We start from the raw sequence: 17,053 nt of genomic DNA, 5'->3' as shown, positions 1-17,053 counted from the left end.
AGTCGGAGACTGGAAGGGGAGGGCTTCCAGTACACCTACGCGTACGAGAGGGGTCGGGCGGCCATGGCTGAGCACCCCGACAGTGTCCTGGTCCACCGGGGCTACGAAGCGTTCTCCCAAGGGGACATGGAGACCCTGCGGTCGATGATGACCTCGGACTGCACCCATCACTCACCGGGGTCCAGTCAGATGTCCGGCCACTTCAAGGGCCAGGACAACATCCTGGAGCATTTCGGACGGCTCATGGAGCTCACGGGCGGCACGTTCCGGGTCGAGCTGGAAGGCGTGTTCCCGGACGGCCGCGGCCATGTCATGTCGGTCCACAAGTGGCACGGCGACCGGGGTGACCGGGGCATCGAGATGCGCGGCGGGCTCTTCTTCACCATCGTCGGCGGCAAGATCACCGACGTCGACGAGTGCGTCGAGGACATCGACGAGTCCGACGCCTTCTGGGATCAGCCCGTGTAGGCCGTCTTCTCGGTGGGTTCGGCCACGAACTCCTCGCCGTTCCTCGGCACGCCCACACCCCGCCAGGTGAACGGGACGCCCCGCGCGGTGTCCAGGTCGGGGCCGTCCATCAGCTGGAAGTGCACGTGCGGTTCCGTGGAGTTGCCGGAGTTGCCGCACCGGGCGAGTTCCTGTCCCGCGCGCACCCGGTCGCCCGCGCGGACGGCGAGGGAGCCGCGCTTCAGATGCGCGTACATCGCGTACGTACCGTCGCCGAGGTCGAGGACCAGGTGGTTGCCGGTGACGCTGCGGGGGCCGGCGAGGGCGCGGACGGCCGACTCGATCAGCAGGAGGTACGCCAGGGCGGGCAGCGAGTTGCGGCTGAGGTGGTCGCGCCGGCCGTCCTCGGCGTGGACCACGGTCGCGTCGGCGACCGCGAACAGCGGGGCGCCGAAGGCGGGGAAGTCCTCGCTGCGGCGGACCACGGGCCAGAGGCGGGCGAACGCCGGCCGCGGCCGCTCCTCGTCCTCCTCGACGATGTCGATGGCGTAGGTCTGTCCGTACTGGTGCGTGCCGTGGCTGGGCGTGCGGTCCGCCGGGCTGTTCAGCGCCGACCAGCGGCCGGTGACGGGCGGGTCCACCTCGACGGCGGGGCGTTCCTCGGCGTTCGCGCGGCGGGCGGTCCCGACCAGCGTGGCGCCGACCGCCAGGGCGGCGAGCGCGGGCAGCCAGCCCATCCAGTACGGATAGGGCGGCTCGACGAAGACCGAGGCGAGCGCCTGGACGGCGAACACCAGCCAGAGCAGCCGGTGGACGACGAGCGCGAGCTTCCGTGCGGACATGAACGTTCCCCCTGAACGCTGAAGATCGACGTTTACGGCCGGGCCGCCGTGAGGACCACCAGGAGCGGGACGACCCGCGCCGCCGGTACCTCGTAGCGGCCCCGGCCGGTGGTGTGGAGCCAGCCCGCGCCGGTCAGTTGGCGCAGGTGGTGGTAGATCTGGCCGGTCGTGCCGATCTCCGCGAGGTCCGCCAGCTCGGCGGCGGTGCGCCGGCCGCCGAGGATCTCCCGCAGCAGCCGCAGCCGTACGGGATGCCCGAGCGCGGCGAAGGAGTCGGCGGCCTCGGCCCAGTCCTCGTCGAGGAGCCGCTCGGTGAAGGCACCGAACTGCCACTCGTACCGCTCCTCGGTCGGCAGCCGGACCGCGCCCGTGAACAGCACCGCGCCGTCCTCGCCCGCCGCGCCCGCCCCGGCGATCTCCGCCTTGAGGCCCTCCAGGGCCCAGAAGGTCCCGTCGGTCACCTCGGGCGCGGGACGTTCCGCGCCCTCCAGCGCCGCCATACGGCGTTCCAGCTCGGCGACCCGCTCTTCCAGCTCCATTTCGTCGAGATTACGTAATTACGTAATCTCGCGCAAGGGGGCGCGGAGGGCGCACACGAAAGAGCCCCCGCCCGGACCCGAAGGTCCGGACGGGGGCTCCCCGTCGTGTGCGTCCGTCAGGCCAGCAGGCCCGGGATCGTCGCCTCGTGCGCGGTGCGCAGCTCGCTCAGCGCGATGCTGAACTCGCCCTGCACATCGACCTCTTCGCCGTCCACGACACCGATCCGCGTCGCCGGGAGACCCCGGGCGCCGCACATGTCGGTGAAGCGGAGCTCCTCGCTGCGCGGGACGGCGACGACCGCGCGGCCGGCCGACTCGCTGAAGAGGAACGTGAAGGCGTCCAGGCCCTCCGGCACGACCAGGCGCGCGCCGTTGCCGCCGCGCAGGCAGGACTCGACGACCGCCTGGACCAGACCGCCGTCGGACAGGTCGTGCGCCGCGTCGATCATGCCGTCGCGGGAGGCCGAGATCAGGATCTCGCCGAGCAGCTTCTCCCGGTCGAGGTCCACCGCCGGCGGCAGACCGCCGAGGTGCTGGTGGATGACCTCGGACCAGGCCGAGCCGCCGAACTCCTCACGCGTGTCGCCGAGCAGGTAGAGGAGCTGGCCCTCTTCCGCGAAGGCGATCGGCGTACGGCGGTTGACGTCGTCGATCACACCGAGCACGGCCACGACCGGCGTCGGGTGGATGGCGACCTCGCCGGTCTGGTTGTACAGCGAGACGTTGCCGCCGGTCACCGGGGTGCCCAGCTGCAGGCAGCCGTCCGCGAGACCACGGGTGGCCTCGGCGAACTGCCACATCACGGCCGGGTCCTCGGGCGAACCGAAGTTCAGGCAGTTGGAGATCGCCAGCGGCTTGGCACCGGAGGCGGCCACGTTGCGGTACGACTCCGCCAGCGCGAGCTGCGCGCCCGCGTACGGGTCGAGCTTCGCGTACCGGCCGTTGCCGTCGGTGGCCATGGCCACGCCGAGGTTGGTCTCCTCGTCGATGCGGACCATGCCCGCGTCCTCGGGCTGCGCGAGGACGGTGTTGCCCTGCACGAACCGGTCGTACTGGTCCGTGATCCAGGACTTCGACGCCTGGTTCGGGGAGGAAACCAGCTTCAGGACCTGGTCCTTCAGCTCCTCGCCGTTCTGCGGCCGGGGCAGCTTGCCCGCGTCGTCGGCCTGGAGCGCGTCCTGCCACTCCGGGCGGGCGAACGGCCGGTGGTAGACCGGGCCCTCGTGGGCGACCGTGCGCGGCGGCACGTCCACGATCTGCTCGCCGTGCCAGAAGATCTCCAGACGCTCGCCGTCGGTCACCTCACCGATGACGACCGCGATGACGTCCCACTTCTCGCAGATCTCCAGGAAGCGGTCGACGTGCTGCGGCTCGACGATCGCGCACATGCGCTCCTGCGACTCGCTCATGAGGATCTCCTCGGGCGAGAGCGTCGCGTCGCGCAGGTGGACCCGGTCGAGGTCGACCCGCATACCGCCGGAGCCGGCCGAGGCCAGCTCGGAGGTCGCGCAGGAGAGTCCGGCGCCACCCAGGTCCTGGATGCCCGCGACCAGCTTCTCCTGGAAGATCTCCAGGGTGCACTCGATGAGGAGCTTCTCCTGGAACGGGTCGCCGACCTGGACCGCGGGGCGCTTGGTGGGCTTGCTGTCGTCGAAGGTCTCGGACGCGAGGACCGAGACGCCGCCGATGCCGTCACCGCCCGTGCGGGCGCCGTAGAGGATCACCTTGTTGCCGGGGCCCGAGGCCTTGGCGAGGTGGATGTCCTCGTGCTTCATGACACCGATGCAGCCGGCGTTGACCAGCGGGTTGCCCTGGTAGCACTCGTCGAAGACGACCTCGCCGCCGATGTTCGCCAGGCCCAGGCAGTTGCCGTAGCCGCCGATGCCCGCGACGACACCGGGCAGCACGCGCTTGGTGTCGGGGTGGTCGGCCGCGCCGAAGCGCAGCGGGTCCACCACAGCGACCGGGCGGGCGCCCATGGCGAGAATGTCGCGGACGATGCCGCCGACGCCGGTGGCCGCGCCCTGGTAGGGCTCGATGTACGAGGGGTGGTTGTGCGACTCGACCTTGAAGGTGACCGCGTACCCCTGGCCGACGTCCACGACGCCCGCGTTCTCGCCGATGCCGACGAGCATGGCGTCGTTCTCGGGGACCTTCTCGCCGAACTGCTTCAGGTGGACCTTGCTGCTCTTGTACGAGCAGTGCTCGGACCACATGACCGAGTACATGGCGAGCTCGGCACCCGTGGGACGGCGGCCGAGGATCTCGCGGATGCGCGCGTACTCGTCCTCCTTGAGGCCGAGCTCCTTCCACGGCTGCTCGCTGTCCGGGGTCTCGGTGGCGTGCTTGACGGTGTCGAGGCTCATCAGGCGTTGACCAGCTTCTTGAGGATCGAGGTGAAGAAACCGAGGCCGTCGGTACGGCCCGTACCGATCAGCGGCTCGACGGCGTGCTCGGGGTGCGGCATGAGGCCGACCACGTTGCCCGCGGCGTTGGTGATGCCCGCGATGTCGCGGAGCGAGCCGTTGGGGTTCATGTCCAGGTAGCGGAAGGCCACCCGCCCCTCGGCCTCCAGCTCGTCGAGCGTCCGCTCGTCGGCGACGTAGCGGCCGTCCATGTTCTTGAGCGGGACCTGGATCTCCTGGCCCTGCTCGTAGTCGGACGTCCACGCGGTGCCCGCGTTCTCCACCCGCAGCTTCTGGTCGCGGCAGATGAAGTGCAGGTGGTTGTTGCGCAGCATCGCGCCCGGCAGCAGATGGGCCTCGGTGAGGATCTGGAAGCCGTTGCAGATGCCGAGGACGGGCATGCCCGCCTTCGCCTGCTCGATGAGCGGCTCCATGACCGGCGAGAAGCGGGAGATGGCTCCGGCCCGCAGATAGTCGCCGTAGGAGAAGCCACCGGCCAGGACCACGGCGTCGACCTGCTTGAGGTCCTTGTCGCGGTGCCAGAGCGAGACGGGCTCCGCGCCCGCCAGTCGGACGGCGCGCAGCGCGTCCTGGTCGTCGAGCGTTCCGGGGAACGTGACGACGCCGATGCGTGCGGTCACGAGGAAGCCCCGGCGGTCTCCGTGGACTCGACCTTGACGGTGAAGTCCTCGATCACGGTGTTGGCGAGGAAGGTTTCGGCCATCTCATGGATGCGGGCGAGGGCGGCCTCGTCGACCGGTCCCTCCACCTCGAGCTCGAAGCGCTTTCCCTGGCGGACGTCGGCGATTCCCTCGAATCCGAGGCGGGGCAGTGCACGCTGCACCGCCTGCCCCTGGGGGTCGAGGATCTCCGGCTTGAGCATGACGTCGACTACGACGCGTGCCACTGGCACTCCCGGTGGTGTGTTGCGTGGGCGGTTCCCTCAGCGTACCTGCCTCCAAATTCTACGCGGGTAGAGAACTGGAGGACCCTACAAAGCCTCCCGAAGATCTCCGAAGATCCCCACGGAAAATTCAAGTGAAATATTGCACGGGCCATTGCGGGGAGACACGCGGATGCAATTGGCTGGGCTTCCCCATGCGAGGCCTACCGCTGTACAAAGGAATACAGAGGAAAGCAGCATTGGCCCGGGGTAGCCGTAAAGCCGGTGTCGCCGCACGTCAGAGGCGTTGCTCACGCCAAGACGATCACGGCGCTCCGCAAGAAAGGACCGATATCCGTGGCGCAGCGAGTAGTGGTCACTCTCTTCGACGACATCGACGGCGGAGAAGCGGCGGAAACGGTCGCGTTCGGCCTGGACGGGAAGACGTACGAGATCGACCTGAATCCCGCCAATGCAAAGAAACTGCGCAAGGCGCTGGCGCCCTACCTGGCGGCCGGCCGGAAGCTGACCGGCAAGGCCGCGGCCGCCCACGCCGGCGGCGCGCCCGCCTCGGTGGCTTCGTACAAGCACACCGCCCTCGCCCCCGACCCGGCGGCGGTCCGCGCCTGGGCCCAGTCCAACAAGATGGACGTGCCCGCCCGCGGCCGCATCCCGAAGCGGGTCTACGAGGCGTTCCGCGAGGCCAGTTGAGCCCTGGGCCTGACTCCGCGTCGACAACGGAGTTGCGCAGCACCCCCGCTGATCGGCTAGAGTCTGGATCACGCCGAGGGGCGAGGCCGAAGGGCCGAACCTCACGCAGCGTGCGGGTGTAGTTCAGTAGTAGAACATCCCCCTTCCAGGGGGAAGGCGCAGTGTGCAATTCCTGTCACCCGCTCTGCATCGCATTACCGAGCACTCCGGTGCATCAGGTACAGTGGTGCTCGCACCGCCCAGTGAGAGCTGAGCGACAGCAATGCGGACGTGGCTCAGTTGGTAGAGCATCACCTTGCCAAGGTGAGGGTCGCGAGTTCGAATCTCGTCGTCCGCTCGTTGATCGAAGGCCCGGTTCTCAGGAACCGGGCCTTCGTCGTGTTCTCCGCACGATCCACGATCTCTGCTGCCCTCCTGCTCTCCTGCCCTCCTGCGCCACGCGATCCCGCCCCTGACATTTGTCATGCGCGGTGATGACAGGGCGCACTGCCGAGCGGCCCGCCCCGCCGCGAGCCTTGAACCATGACCGATGTGATCGTGGCGGAGGGCCTCCGCCGGCGCTACTCCGGCGGCTACGAAGCCGTCGCCGGAATCTCCTTCACCGTTCCCCGGGGCGAGATCTTCGCCCTCCTCGGCACCAACGGGGCCGGCAAGACCTCCACCGTCGAGCTCCTGGAGGGCCTCGCCGCGCCGAGCGGCGGCACCGTCCGGGTCCTCGGCCACGACCCGTACCGCGAACGGGCCGCCGTCCGGCCCCGGATCGGGGTGATGCTCCAGGAGGGCGGCTTCCCGTCCGACCTGACCGTGGCCGAGACCGTACGGATGTGGGCGGGGTGCACCACCGGCGCCCGGCCGACCGGCGAAGCCCTCGACCTGGTCGGGCTCGCCCATCGGGCCAAGGTCCGGATCAAGCAGCTCTCCGGCGGCGAGCGCCGCCGCCTCGACCTCGCGCTCGCGCTCCTCGGCCGCCCCGAGGTCCTCTTCCTCGACGAACCCAGCACCGGCCTGGACGCCGAGGGCCGCCGCGACACCTGGGAGCTGGTCCGCCGGCTGCGCGACACCGGCGCCACCGTGCTCCTCACCACGCACTACCTGGAAGAGGCCGAATCCCTCGCCGACCGGCTGGCGATCATGCACCGCGGCCGCATCGTCACCGCGGGCACGCCCGCCGAGGTCACCGCCTCCCGCCCCTCCCGGATCCGCTTCAAGCTCCCCGAGGGCGTCGGCCCCGAGCGCCTCCCCCTCCACCTCAAGGCCGCCGCCGAGGGCGGGCGCGTCGAGATCCGTACACACGAACTCCAGGACGCCCTGGGAGACCTGCTCCGCTGGGCGGCCGACACGGGCGTCCGGCTCGACGGGCTCGACGCCCGCTCCGCCTCCCTCGAAGAGGCCTTCCTGGAGATCGCCTCCCGCACCGACTCCGCCGACCTGGACCTGGACCTGGACCTGGAGACCGCCCGATGAACGCGACCGCACGCCGCATGACCTCGCTGGGGCGGGCCGAACTCACCCTCCTCGGGCGGAACAAGAACAACCTCTTCATCGCCCTCCTCATGCCGCTCCTGATGATCTTCGTGCTGCGGTCCTCGCTCACGAAGATGTCCACCGACGACCTGCCCGGCGGGATGGCGGGCGCCACCCTCATCGGCGGCACCGGCCTCGTCCTGATCCTCGTCGTCTACATGGGCCTGACGTCCGCCCTCGTCGGCCGCCGCGAGGAGCTGGTGCTCAAGCGGCTGCGCACCGGCGAGATCCGCGACCTGGAGATCCTCGGCGGCGCCGCACTGCCCTCCGCCGCGATCGCGCTCCTGCAGTGCGCCGTCCTCACCGTCGGCGGCGCCCTCGCCCTCGACGTACCCGCGCCGCGCCGGCCCGACCTGCTCGTGCTCGGCCTCCTCGCGGCCGTCGCCCTGCTCGCCGGACTCGCCGCCCTGACCACCGCCTTCACCCGCAACGTCGAGAGCGCGGGCCTCACCACCCTGCCGTTCTTCCTCGTCTCGGCGATGGGATCGGGCCTGATGGTCCCGACCGACGTCCTGCCCGATCTCGTCGCCGACGTCTGCGGCTACCTGCCCTTCAGCGGCGTCATGGAACTCGTCCGCGCCGGCTGGCTGGGCGCACCCGACGCCATGGACCTGCTGGCCTCCGCACGGAACACGTTGATCTGGGGCGCTCTGACCGTGTTTGCTGTCCGCCGGTGGTTCCGCTGGGAACCGCGGCGCTAGGAATCCGCAGGGAACGCGGTGTGGGGAAGGGGGCCGGGCACGTGTCCAGGCTGACGGGGTGGTGGAGCGGCCGTGGCACGGCGGCCAAGGTCGAGCTGTACACACGGTGGACCTTCCACTTCTTCGCGGTGATCGAGATCGGCGCCATCGGGCTCGTACCGCTCGCTCGAGCCGAGGAGACCCGGATCGCCGCGCCCCTCGCCCTCACCCTGACGCTGCTGGTCTGCGCCCACGCCGTGCTGACCGCCGTGCTCTCCTCCCGCGCCCTGGACTGGGTGCTCGACCGGCGTGACCAGCCGGTCCGGCTCGCCACCGCGCTGACGGTCCTGACGGCGGTCATCGCGCTGGCCGTGCTCGCGCTGCGGGCCACGGGGGTGCTCGCGGACGTCGCGGTCACGTCGGCCGTCGCCACGGGACTCGTCACCTTCACCCTGGGCGGTCTCGTCCTGTGCCTGCGCCGCCCCCGGCGCATGATGTACGGCGTCCCGGCCGCCGCGATCGGCACCGGCGGCGCCGTCGTGGCGATGGGCGGCCACCCGGGAGAGGGCACCGGGTACGCCGTCGGCATCCTGTTGGGCGGGGCGGGCATCGTCGCCGCCTGCGGGTTCTCCGCCTGGCTGATGAAGATGGTCTGGGAGCTGGAGCGCTCCCGCGATCTGAAGGCCCGGCTCGCCGTCGCCGAGGAACGGCTCCGCTTCGGCCGCGACCTGCACGACGTCATGGGCCGCAACCTCTCGGTGATCGCCCTCAAGAGCGAACTCGCCGTGCAGCTCGCGCGGCGCGAACGGCCCGAGGCCGTCGACCAGATGATCGAGGTCCAGCGGATCGCGCAGGAGTCCCAGCGGGAGGTGCGGGACGTGGTGCGCGGCTACCGGGAGGCGGACCTGCGGGTCGAACTGGAGGGCGCGCGCGGGGTGCTCGGGGCCGCCGGCATCGACTGCGCGATCGACCCGGTGCCCATGGAACTCCCGGCCGGTGTCCAGTCGGTTCTCGGCTGGGTGGTCAGGGAGACGACGACCAACGTGCTGCGGCACGGCGACGCGCGGATGTGCGCGATCTCGCTGCGGGAGAAGGACGGTTCGGTGCTGCTCACGGTACGGAACGACGGCGTACGGGAAGGGGCGGTGATGGAGCGCGGCTCGGGCCTCGCGGGGCTGCGGGAGCGGCTCGCGGCGGTGGACGGGACCCTGGAGGCGGGGCCGGACGACGGCGGTACGTTCCGGGTGACGGCTCTGGTCCCCGTACCGCGGTCGGAAAAGGGGGCGGGGGCGTGACCGTACGCGTACTGCTCGCCGACGACGAGCATCTGATCCGGGGCGCGCTCGCCGCGCTGCTCGCCCTCGAGGACGATCTCGCGGTCGTCGCCGAGGCCGCCACCGGACCCGAGGCGCTCGCCATGGCCCGCGCCCACCGGCCCGATGTCGCCGTCCTCGATCTGCAGATGCCGGGGCTCGACGGTGTGAGGGTCGCCACAGCCCTGCGGGACGAACTGCCCGACTGCCGCACCATGATCGTCACCAGTCACGGCCGCCCCGGACACCTCAAGCGGGCGCTCGCGGCCGGCGTGCGGGGCTTCGTCCCGAAGACCGTCAGCGCCCAGCGGCTCGCCGAACTCATCCGCGCCGTGCACGCCGGAAACCGTTATGTGGACCCGGAGTTGGCGGCCGACGCGATCGCCGCCGGGGACTCCCCGCTGACCGCGCGCGAGGCCGAGGTCCTCGAACTCGCCGCGGACGGCGCACCCGTCGCGGAGATCGCCGAGCGGGCCTCGCTCTCCCAGGGAACGGTCCGGAACTACCTGTCCTCCGCCGCCGCGAAGCTCGGCGCAGAGAACCGCCACACGGCCGTGCGTCTCGCACGCGAGAAAGGTTGGGTATAGTTGGCTCCGCGCTACGGCGCATGCGGACGTGGCTCAGTTGGTAGAGCATCACCTTGCCAAGGTGAGGGTCGCGAGTTCGAATCTCGTCGTCCGCTCAGAGAAAGAAGCCCCCGGTCCTCTCGGACCGGGGGCTTCTTCGTGTCGTCCTACTGCCAGTTCGTGCCCGTGAGCAGCTCGTACGCCTCGATGTACTTGGCGCGGGTGGCGTCGACGACCTCCTGCGGGAGCGCCGGCGGCGGCTGCTCGCTCGTACGGTCCCAGCCGGAGGCCGGGGAGGTCAGCCAGTCGCGCACGAACTGCTTGTCGTACGAGGGCTGGGCGCGGCCCGGCTGCCACTGGTCGGCCGGCCAGAAGCGGGACGAGTCCGGGGTGAGCACCTCGTCGGCGAGGACGAGCCGCTCGCCCTCCTCGGTCGCCTCGAAACCGAACTCGAACTTGGTGTCGGCGAGGATGATCCCGCGCTCGCGGGCGATGTCCCGGGCCCGGCCGTAGACGGCGAGGGTGGTCTGGCGCAGCAGGGCCGCGGTCTCCGCGCCGACCTGGCGGGCGACCTCCTCGTACGACACGTTCTCGTCGTGGTCGCCGACGGCGGCCTTGGTGGCCGGGGTGAAGATCGGCGCGGGCAGCTCGGAGCCGTCGCTGAGGCCCTCGGGGAGCCCGAGGCCGCAGACCGTACGGGACTGCTTGTACTCGGCGAGTCCGGAGCCGGTCAGATAGCCGCGGGCCACGCATTCGACCGGGACCATCGTCAGGGACTTGCAGACCAGGGTGCGGCCCGCCCAGTCGGCGGGGGCGCCGGCCGGGACGTCGGTGGAGATGACGTGGTGGGGGACGAGGTCGGCGAGCCGGTCGAACCACCACAGGGAGAGCCGGGTGAGCACCCGCCCCTTGTCGGGGATCTCGGTCGGCAGGACCCAGTCGTACGCGGACATGCGGTCACTGGCCACCATCACGAGCTCGCCGGCCTCGTTCTGGTAGAGGTCGCGCACCTTGCCCGTGTGGAGGTGGGTCAGGCCGGGGACCTGAACGGGCTCGGGCTTTTCTACGAATCCGGACACGGTTCCTCCGCGTAGGTTGATCCAGGAACGGGTCGATTCTCTCGCACTCGCCCGGCCAACGGACCATCGGCCCCTCGAAGGCGCTGGTCAGTCCCGCTCGTCGATCATTCGCACGCGCCGTTCAGTCGCGTCCCGGTGTCAGTCCCTGTCTCAGTCCCTGTCTCAGTCCCTTTTGCAGATGCGGTCGAGGAGGTTCGCCGTGGCGCGCTGGATCCGCTGGTCGACATGGCCCGGCCGGTCCAGGGCGGGCGACCAGGCGAAGGTGCCCGAAGCGAAGACCCAGGCGCCGGACGGGGCGCGGTAGAGCGAGGTCTCCTGGTGGCGCAGCGCGCCCTCGCTGTCCCGGTACGGCGAGTGGGCGAGCAGGATGCGGCCCTCGTGCTCGGGGAGCGCGGTGCGCGGGAAGTAGCGGTCCGCCTCGCCCGCGACCAGGCCGGGGATCTCGTCGCCGTCCCCGGCGCCGGTGGCCTCCCAGAGCCAGTGGTCCGCGTTCCGCACGACGAGCGGGTGCGGCTCCGGCACGCGGCCCGCGTACTGGATCCCGAGCAGCTGCTGCTCCGGGCGGTCGATCTCGCGCCACAGCGCGGAGCGGCCGGGGCCGCGGCGCTTGCGGCAGGTGAGCAGCCGGTCGGGCACGCCGGACGGGGAGGGCCCCAGCTCCACCTGCCAGTACATGGTGTTGGCGGAGAGGAAGACGAGCGAGGTGCCCTGCTCGCGGGCGAGTTCGACGGTCCGGCGCATGGGGACGGACCAGTACTCGTCGTGGCCGGGGAAGACCAGGCCGCGGTAGCGGGTGGGGTCGACGCGGCCCGCGTGCAGATCGCGGGTCTCGGCGTAGGCGAGGTCGTAGCCGTACCGCTCGGCCCAGCGGATGAAGTCGTAGGCGTGCCCGACGTGCAGGGGCAGGCCCGCGCCCGCGTAGGGGCGGTCGAAGGAGACGGTGATCGCCGCGTCCTCCTCGCCGAGGAGCCGGCCCTGCTCGTCCCACGCGTGGTAGAGGCTCGCGCCGGTCCGGCCGTCCTCCGGGTAGAGGTTGTACGCCTGCCAGGTGATGTCCGGGAGGACGAGGAGGAGGTCGGCGGGGTGGTCGTCGCGGACGGTGAAGGGGATGTGCGAGCGGTAGCCGCCGACGGTGGTGAGCACGGCGACGTACGCGCCGATCGACCAGTGGGACGGGATCTGGAGCCGCCAGGACTGCCACCAGTGGTGGCAGGAGACCGTGCGGTCGGCAGTGAGCGGGGCCGGCTGGACGATGCCGGAGAGCCGGGGGCTGGTGGTGATCTTGGTGGCGCCCTCGCCGGCGTAGTGACCGATCCGGTAGATGTCGACCGAGAACTGCTGCGGCGGGTCCACGGTGATGTGGAAATCGATCGCCTCGCCGGGGGCCACCGCCCCGTTGGAGACGAACCCCTTGATCTGGCTCCGGACGTCGTCGGCGGTGCGCGGGCCTCCTCCGCCGCCGCGGGCCAGGGTCTCGTCGGCGTACCAGGGGACGACCTGGCCCGTGTCGTCGAAGTAGTTCTCCGAGCCGCGCAGCCAGGGCAGGGGGCCCTGGCCGAACGGGTCCGTGACGGCGTGGGCGAGCGCGCCCGACTCCCACCGCCTGATCTGATCCGCCCCCATGTCGCGCCCCTCCCTCGACTCCCCCGTGCGCCGTGTCATGTGCTGCTGTCAGTGCCGGTCTCCAGCACATCACATAACGCACGCACTCCGTCACCGTTCGTCGCGAATTGACGTGAAACGGAAGGTGCGGTTCCGGTCGGGAGGGGGCCCGGGGCTTCCGGAGGGGCTCCGGGGCTCAGACGAGGCGGACGGGCTTCTCCGGGCGCACGCCGGTCTCCGCGAGCCAGGCGCTGAGCGGGTCGGGGTCGCCGTCCTCGACGAGGGCGAGCACGCGGGCGGTCAGGTCCGTGCTCCGCACGCCGCCGACGAGGAGGGCGGGCCCGTCGAGCCAGTCGAGGCCGGGTGCGGCGCCCGCGGTGTCCACGGCGGCGCAGCAGACCATCGCCGTGACGTGGTCGGCGAGCAGGTCGCGGCCCGTCCGGGGCGGCTGCAGCGGAAAGAGCGGCAGCGCGTCGCCGCCGACGGCGTCCGCGTGCGGCGCGGGCTCGGCGGTCGGCCGTGCGGCCTCCTCGCGCGCCACGTACGCGGTGAGGGCGGCCGCGAGGGCGTCGGCGGCGGGGTTCGCGGCGAGGGGCTGCTCGTCCTCGGGCTCGGCCGCCGGGTGGACGTCGGGCTCGGGCGCCTCGCGCGGGGAGTCGTGTTCGGGCCGGGAGTCGGGCTCGGGCGGGGGCTCGGGCCGGGAGTCGGGCTCGGGCCGGGAGTCGTACTCGGGCCGGGAGTCGTGCTCACGCTCGGGCTCGGGCCGGGAGTCGGGCTCGGGCTCGGGCTCGGGCCGCTCACCGGTCTCGGGCGCCGGGTGGGCCGAGAGGTGGGCCAGCACACGGGTCAGGGTCGGGCCGTCGACGCCCGCGCTCCCTGCTCCGGTCACGCTGTCGGCACCGCTCTCCGTGCCGGCACGCGCACCCGCGCCCGCGCCCACACCCGTACCGGCACCCGTACCGGCGGACGGGGACGGTGCCGGGAGGACGCCCATGTCGTCGAGCACCTGATGGAGACGGGCCGCATCGCTGCGCCACTTCCGGTCCACGACCTCCTCCGGGTACTGGCTCCACTCCACCGGGGACCAGTCGGGGCCGGGCTCCGCCGGGCCGCCGTGGAAGAGCCGGGCCGCGAGCAGCGAGGCGGCCTCGTCCACGGCGCCGGGCTCTTCGAGCAGGTCGCAGGCCGGGCGCTCGCCGAGCCGGGAGGCGAAGCTGTCCGCGAGACGGTCACGGCGGGAGAGTTCGGTGAGGGCCGCGACCACGCCCACGTCGAGGCTGGCCGGCCAGCGGCCCATCCGCCAGGCGGGCAGCGCCACGCGCGTGAGCAGCCGGTCCCAGCCGGCATAGGCGAGGCCGACCTGCTCCTGGGCGACGATCCGGATTCCGTAGTCCACAGCCTGTGCGCGCTCGGAGCCGGCCACGGCGACACCGCGCTCCATCTCGGCGGCGTGGCCGCGGCACATCCGCAGCAGCACTCGGGCGACCTGGGCGATCCCGCGCGCACCCAGCCTGGCCACCGGGCCGAGCCCGGGGCTGCGGGGAGCGGCGACGGCGGCGTCGAGGCCCTGCACGAAGCGGCGGGCCGCCGCTATGTCGGGCTGCGCCGCCGGAGCCGTACCCGCGACGACGGGGGCCAGGACCGCGCGCAGCTCGCCGACGCGCATCCACCACAGGAAGGGCGAGCCTATGACCAGGACCGGCGCGTCGGTGGAGCGGCGCAGGCCGGCCGTACGGCCCGTGTCGTGCGCCGGGTGCGTACGGTCCTCGAGCCAGCTGTCGCAGTCCGGGGTCAGGGCTATCGCGGAGGGCGCCGGGACCCCGAGCCGGTCGGCCAGGTCCCGCACCATCCGGTACAGATCGGGGGCGGCCCGCTCGGAGAGCTCGACCGTCGGCGTGACGGCGGGCCGGGAGCGCGCGATCACCAGGGCGACGGCCGCCGCCGCGAGGAGGACGACCAGCGCGAGCGCGGTGGCGAAGCCGCGGGCGGCGTCCCAGCCGGGCCCGGTCATGTGACCGGTGACCCCGCCCGCGTACAGGATCACGGCCGCGGCGGCGGGGAGCAGCGCGACGGCCAGCGCCCTGGAGCGGACGCGGAGCACGGCGAGCGCCCGGGTGTGCGCGGCGCGCACACCCATCTCCTCGCCGACAACGGAACCGGAGCCGCTACCGGACACGCCGTTCATCACCCCCTCCTGCCCTCGTCGGGACTGCCTGTGGCGGTGTTGGTCACTCCCCCACTGTGGCACCCGTCACTGACATCGCAATGCCGGTGGGCCAAGTGCCGGAACGCCTTCGCCGCACCCTAGTTGGGGCTTCGGCGGGCGTCATCCGGATGGCTCAGCCGTCACTCGATGGAATGGCTTTGGGCAAAGGTGATGACGGTCCGGGGCGGTTAGGGGTTCACTCCCCCGCGGCCTTGCGTGCGATGTCCGTACGGTGTTGCGAGCCGTCCAGACGGATGCGGCCGACCGCCTTGTACGCCCGCTCGCGGGCCCGCGCCAGATCCTTTCCGGTCGCGGTGACGGAGAGGACGCGGCCGCCGGCGCTCACGATCGCGTCGCCGTCCCGCTTGGTCCCGGCGTGCAGGACGTACGCATGCGGGGCATCCTCCGCCGCCACCTCGTCCAGGCCCTCGATCGGGTCGCCGGTGCGCGGGGTCGCGGGGTAGTTGTGCGAGGCGATGACGACGGTCACGGCCGCGTCGTCGTGCCAGTTCAGCGGGGGCTCGTTGTCGAGGGTGCCCTGGGCGGCGTTCAGCAGGACGCTCGCCAGCGGGGTGCGCAGCCGGGCGAGGACGACCTGGGTCTCCGGGTCGCCGAAGCGGGCGTTGAACTCGATGACCCGCACGCCACGGCTGGTGATCGCCAGGCCCGCGTACAGCAGGCCCTGGAAGGGGGTGCCCCGGCGGCGCAGCTCGTCGACGGTCGGCTGGAGGACGGTGTCCATGACCTCGTCGACCAGCTTGGGGTCGGCCCAGGGCAGCGGGGAGTAGGCACCCATGCCGCCGGTGTTCGGGCCCTCGTCGCCGTCGAGCGCGCGCTTGAAGTCCTGCGCGGGCTGGAGGGGCAGGACGGTGACGCCGTCGGTGATCGCGAAGAGGGAGACCTCGGGGCCGTCGAGGTACTCCTCGATGACGGCCCGCCCGTCGCCCGCCACCGCCCCGGAACGAGTCGCTCCGCGACGCTGTGACACGCAGGCCAGCGCGTGGGCCCTGGCCTCGGCGAGGTCGCCGGTGACGACGACGCCCTTGCCGGCCGCGAGACCGTCGTCCTTGACGACGTAGGGAGCGCCGAAGGCGTCGAGCGCCTCGTCGATCTCCTCGGCGGTGGTGCAGACGTAGCTACGGGCGGTCGGGACGCCGGCCCCGGCCATGACGTCCTTGGCGAACGCCTTGGAGCCCTCCAGCTGCGCCGCCTCCTCGGACGGGCCGAAGCAGGGGATGCCCGCGGCGCGGACGGCGTCGGCGACACCCGCGACGAGCGGGGCCTCCGGGCCGACGACGACCAGGTCCGCCTGGAGGTCGGCGGCCAGCCGTGCGACGGCCGCGCCGTCCAGCTGGTCGACGGGGTGCAGCTCGGCGACCTCCGCGATTCCGGCGTTGCCGGGCGCGCAGTGCAGAGCGGTGACGTCGGGATCGAGGGAGAGAGAGCGGCACAGGGCGTGTTCGCGGGCGCCGCCGCCGATGACGAGGACCTTCACGCCAGCCAGGGTAGCCCGCGTGGCCGGATGCCCCTTGTGCGGGCCACCGAGCGAGACGCCCCTACTCGTTCGTGTATTCCTCCACAACCGTCGCCCCGAGCTCGCGAACGATCAGATCGTGACCGGAGAGCGCCGAGTCCACCAGGTCCGGGTCGTCCTCCTCCGGCACGTCGTCCTCGGGCGCGACGGGCGCGGGAGCGGGGGCGGCCTGCGGCTGCGGTACGGGCGCCTGCCGGGCGGGCGGGGCGGCGGGCGAAGCCTGGGAGGGCTGCTGGGCGGGGGCCCACTGCTGCTGCGGGGGCGCGGCGGGAGCCGGCGCGGAGAACGGAGCGGAAGCGGCAGGGCGGCCGCCGCCGAAGCCGGTCGCGGCGGGCGGCGGGTTGGCACCGCCCGAGGGGTCGATGATCGCCTCGATCTTCCACTGCACGTTGAACTGGTCGGCCAGGACCTGGCGCAGGACGTCCTCGCTGCCGGAGCTGGCGAAGTTGTCCCTCGCGCCCGCGTTGAGGAAGCCGAGCTGGAGGGTGGTGCCGTCGAACCCGGCGACCTGGGCGTTCTGACTCAGCAGGATCCACGTGAAACGGCGCCGGTTCTTGACGGCGTCGAGGATCGACGGCCACATGTTCCGCACCTGGGCGGCGCCTTGGGCCATGTCACCGGAGGGAGCGGGGGCGGCGGGGGCTTCGCCCGCCGCTCGGCCCCCTCCTGGGTGGTGGGCGCGCCCTGTGTCAGTAACCGGATCGCCGCACGTGCCAGTTCCC

General features: G+C 72.0%; 15 protein-coding genes, 3 tRNA genes and 1 pseudogene. 9 read left to right on the top strand and 10 right to left on the bottom strand.

Going from position 1 to position 17,053, the window contains the following annotated elements; translation table 11 throughout:
- Positions 1 to 63: 63 nt before the first annotated feature.
- Positions 64 to 468, top strand: coding sequence for a nuclear transport factor 2 family protein (locus AB0E14_RS32125; RefSeq protein ID WP_362426261.1), 405 nt, complete (start codon positions 64 to 66; stop codon positions 466 to 468).
- Here the strand turns inward: AB0E14_RS32125 and AB0E14_RS32120 are convergent.
- From AB0E14_RS32120 to purS, 5 genes are all read right to left on the bottom strand, one after another.
- Positions 456 to 1,289 (bottom strand): M23 family metallopeptidase, encoded by an 834-nt coding sequence (locus AB0E14_RS32120; protein WP_362426258.1) that lies wholly within the window; start codon positions 1,287 to 1,289, stop codon positions 456 to 458. The two genes, AB0E14_RS32125 and AB0E14_RS32120, sit on opposite strands and share 13 nt — an antisense overlap.
- 32 nt (positions 1,290 to 1,321) lie before the next feature.
- Positions 1,322 to 1,828, bottom strand: coding sequence for a helix-turn-helix domain-containing protein (locus AB0E14_RS32115; RefSeq protein WP_362426256.1), 507 nt, complete (start codon positions 1,826 to 1,828; stop codon positions 1,322 to 1,324).
- 116 nt (positions 1,829 to 1,944) lie between these two features.
- Positions 1,945 to 4,194 carry a phosphoribosylformylglycinamidine synthase subunit PurL gene (gene purL, locus AB0E14_RS32110; RefSeq protein WP_362426253.1) on the bottom strand — a complete coding sequence of 750 codons (2,250 nt, stop codon included), beginning with the start codon at positions 4,192 to 4,194 and terminating at the stop codon, positions 1,945 to 1,947.
- Positions 4,194 to 4,874 carry a phosphoribosylformylglycinamidine synthase subunit PurQ gene (gene purQ / locus AB0E14_RS32105; RefSeq protein WP_362426250.1) on the bottom strand — a complete coding sequence of 227 codons (681 nt, stop codon included), beginning with the start codon at positions 4,872 to 4,874 and terminating at the stop codon, positions 4,194 to 4,196. The genes purL and purQ overlap by 1 nt, the downstream gene beginning before the upstream one ends.
- Positions 4,871 to 5,140, bottom strand: coding sequence for a phosphoribosylformylglycinamidine synthase subunit PurS (gene purS / locus AB0E14_RS32100; protein WP_260230829.1), 270 nt, complete (start codon positions 5,138 to 5,140; stop codon positions 4,871 to 4,873). Before purS ends, purQ begins: the two co-directional genes overlap by 4 nt.
- A 333-nt stretch (positions 5,141 to 5,473) precedes the next feature.
- Here purS and AB0E14_RS32095 point away from each other — a divergent pair, with 333 nt between their 5' ends.
- From AB0E14_RS32095 to AB0E14_RS32060, 8 genes are all read left to right on the top strand, one after another.
- A complete protein-coding gene (locus AB0E14_RS32095; protein ID WP_362426246.1) occupies positions 5,474 to 5,827 on the top strand; it encodes an Lsr2 family protein in 354 nt (117 codons plus the stop codon).
- Positions 5,828 to 5,939: 112 nt separating this feature from the next.
- Positions 5,940 to 6,011: transfer RNA gene (locus AB0E14_RS32090), tRNA-Gly, on the top strand.
- A gap of 80 nt (positions 6,012 to 6,091) precedes the next feature.
- A tRNA-Gly gene (locus tag AB0E14_RS32085) sits at positions 6,092 to 6,164 on the top strand.
- 185 nt (positions 6,165 to 6,349) lie between these two features.
- Positions 6,350 to 7,291: an ABC transporter ATP-binding protein gene (locus AB0E14_RS32080; protein WP_362426243.1), complete on the top strand. Its 942-nt coding sequence runs from the start codon at positions 6,350 to 6,352 to the stop codon at positions 7,289 to 7,291.
- On the top strand, positions 7,288 to 8,052 hold the full coding sequence (locus AB0E14_RS32075; protein WP_362426240.1) for an ABC transporter permease: 765 nt from the start codon (positions 7,288 to 7,290) through the stop codon (positions 8,050 to 8,052). The genes AB0E14_RS32080 and AB0E14_RS32075 overlap by 4 nt, the downstream gene beginning before the upstream one ends.
- Positions 8,053 to 8,093: 41 nt before the next feature.
- A complete protein-coding gene (locus AB0E14_RS32070) occupies positions 8,094 to 9,326 on the top strand; it encodes a histidine kinase (RefSeq protein ID WP_362426237.1) in 1,233 nt (410 codons plus the stop codon).
- Entirely contained in the window at positions 9,323 to 9,931 is a 609-nt protein-coding gene (locus tag AB0E14_RS32065; RefSeq protein ID WP_362426234.1) for a response regulator transcription factor, read from the top strand. Before AB0E14_RS32070 ends, AB0E14_RS32065 begins: the two co-directional genes overlap by 4 nt.
- 22 nt (positions 9,932 to 9,953) lie before the next feature.
- A tRNA-Gly gene (locus AB0E14_RS32060) sits at positions 9,954 to 10,026 on the top strand.
- 51 nt (positions 10,027 to 10,077) lie between these two features.
- Here the strand turns inward: AB0E14_RS32060 and AB0E14_RS32055 are convergent.
- From AB0E14_RS32055 to AB0E14_RS32035, 5 genes and pseudogenes are all read right to left on the bottom strand, one after another.
- Positions 10,078 to 10,989, bottom strand: coding sequence for a phosphoribosylaminoimidazolesuccinocarboxamide synthase (locus AB0E14_RS32055; RefSeq protein ID WP_362426231.1), 912 nt, complete (start codon positions 10,987 to 10,989; stop codon positions 10,078 to 10,080).
- Between the two features lie 162 nt (positions 10,990 to 11,151).
- Complete coding sequence (locus AB0E14_RS32050; RefSeq protein WP_362426228.1) at positions 11,152 to 12,612, bottom strand: N,N-dimethylformamidase beta subunit family domain-containing protein; 1,461 nt, start codon at positions 12,610 to 12,612, stop codon at positions 11,152 to 11,154.
- A gap of 175 nt (positions 12,613 to 12,787) precedes the next feature.
- Complete coding sequence (locus tag AB0E14_RS32045; RefSeq protein ID WP_362426225.1) at positions 12,788 to 14,776, bottom strand: hypothetical protein; 1,989 nt, start codon at positions 14,774 to 14,776, stop codon at positions 12,788 to 12,790.
- A 217-nt stretch (positions 14,777 to 14,993) separates the two neighbouring features.
- Positions 14,994 to 16,292: a phosphoribosylamine--glycine ligase gene (purD, locus tag AB0E14_RS32040; RefSeq protein ID WP_362426222.1), complete on the bottom strand. Its 1,299-nt coding sequence runs from the start codon at positions 16,290 to 16,292 to the stop codon at positions 14,994 to 14,996.
- Between the two features lie 61 nt (positions 16,293 to 16,353).
- Positions 16,354 to 16,941 (bottom strand): annotated as a pseudogene (locus AB0E14_RS32035) (DNA polymerase III subunit gamma and tau); the annotation flags it as partial.
- Positions 16,942 to 17,053: the final 112 nt, after the last annotated feature.

Origin of the sequence: Streptomyces sp. NPDC047981, assembly GCF_040653315.1 — a bacterium.
GTDB lineage: Bacteria > Actinomycetota > Actinomycetes > Streptomycetales > Streptomycetaceae > Streptomyces.
Note: the sequence above shows the minus strand (reverse complement) of the source record. Positions and strands in the feature narration are given on the sequence as shown.

Excerpts from the sequence above, each read along its gene's own strand:
- purL (WP_362426253.1), bottom strand. The coding sequence starts at position 4,194 with ATGAGCCTCGACACCGTCAAGCACGCCACCGAGACCCCGGACAGCGAG.
- AB0E14_RS32045 (WP_362426225.1), bottom strand. The coding sequence starts at position 14,776 with ATGAACGGCGTGTCCGGTAGCGGCTCCGGTTCCGTTGTCGGCGAGGAG.
- AB0E14_RS32115 (WP_362426256.1), bottom strand. The coding sequence starts at position 1,828 with ATGGAGCTGGAAGAGCGGGTCGCCGAGCTGGAACGCCGTATGGCGGCG.
- AB0E14_RS32080 (WP_362426243.1), top strand. The coding sequence starts at position 6,350 with ATGACCGATGTGATCGTGGCGGAGGGCCTCCGCCGGCGCTACTCCGGC.
- AB0E14_RS32050 (WP_362426228.1), bottom strand. The coding sequence starts at position 12,612 with ATGGGGGCGGATCAGATCAGGCGGTGGGAGTCGGGCGCGCTCGCCCAC.
- AB0E14_RS32125 (WP_362426261.1), top strand. The coding sequence starts at position 64 with ATGGCTGAGCACCCCGACAGTGTCCTGGTCCACCGGGGCTACGAAGCG.
- AB0E14_RS32075 (WP_362426240.1), top strand. The coding sequence starts at position 7,288 with ATGAACGCGACCGCACGCCGCATGACCTCGCTGGGGCGGGCCGAACTC.
- AB0E14_RS32120 (WP_362426258.1), bottom strand. The coding sequence starts at position 1,289 with ATGTCCGCACGGAAGCTCGCGCTCGTCGTCCACCGGCTGCTCTGGCTG.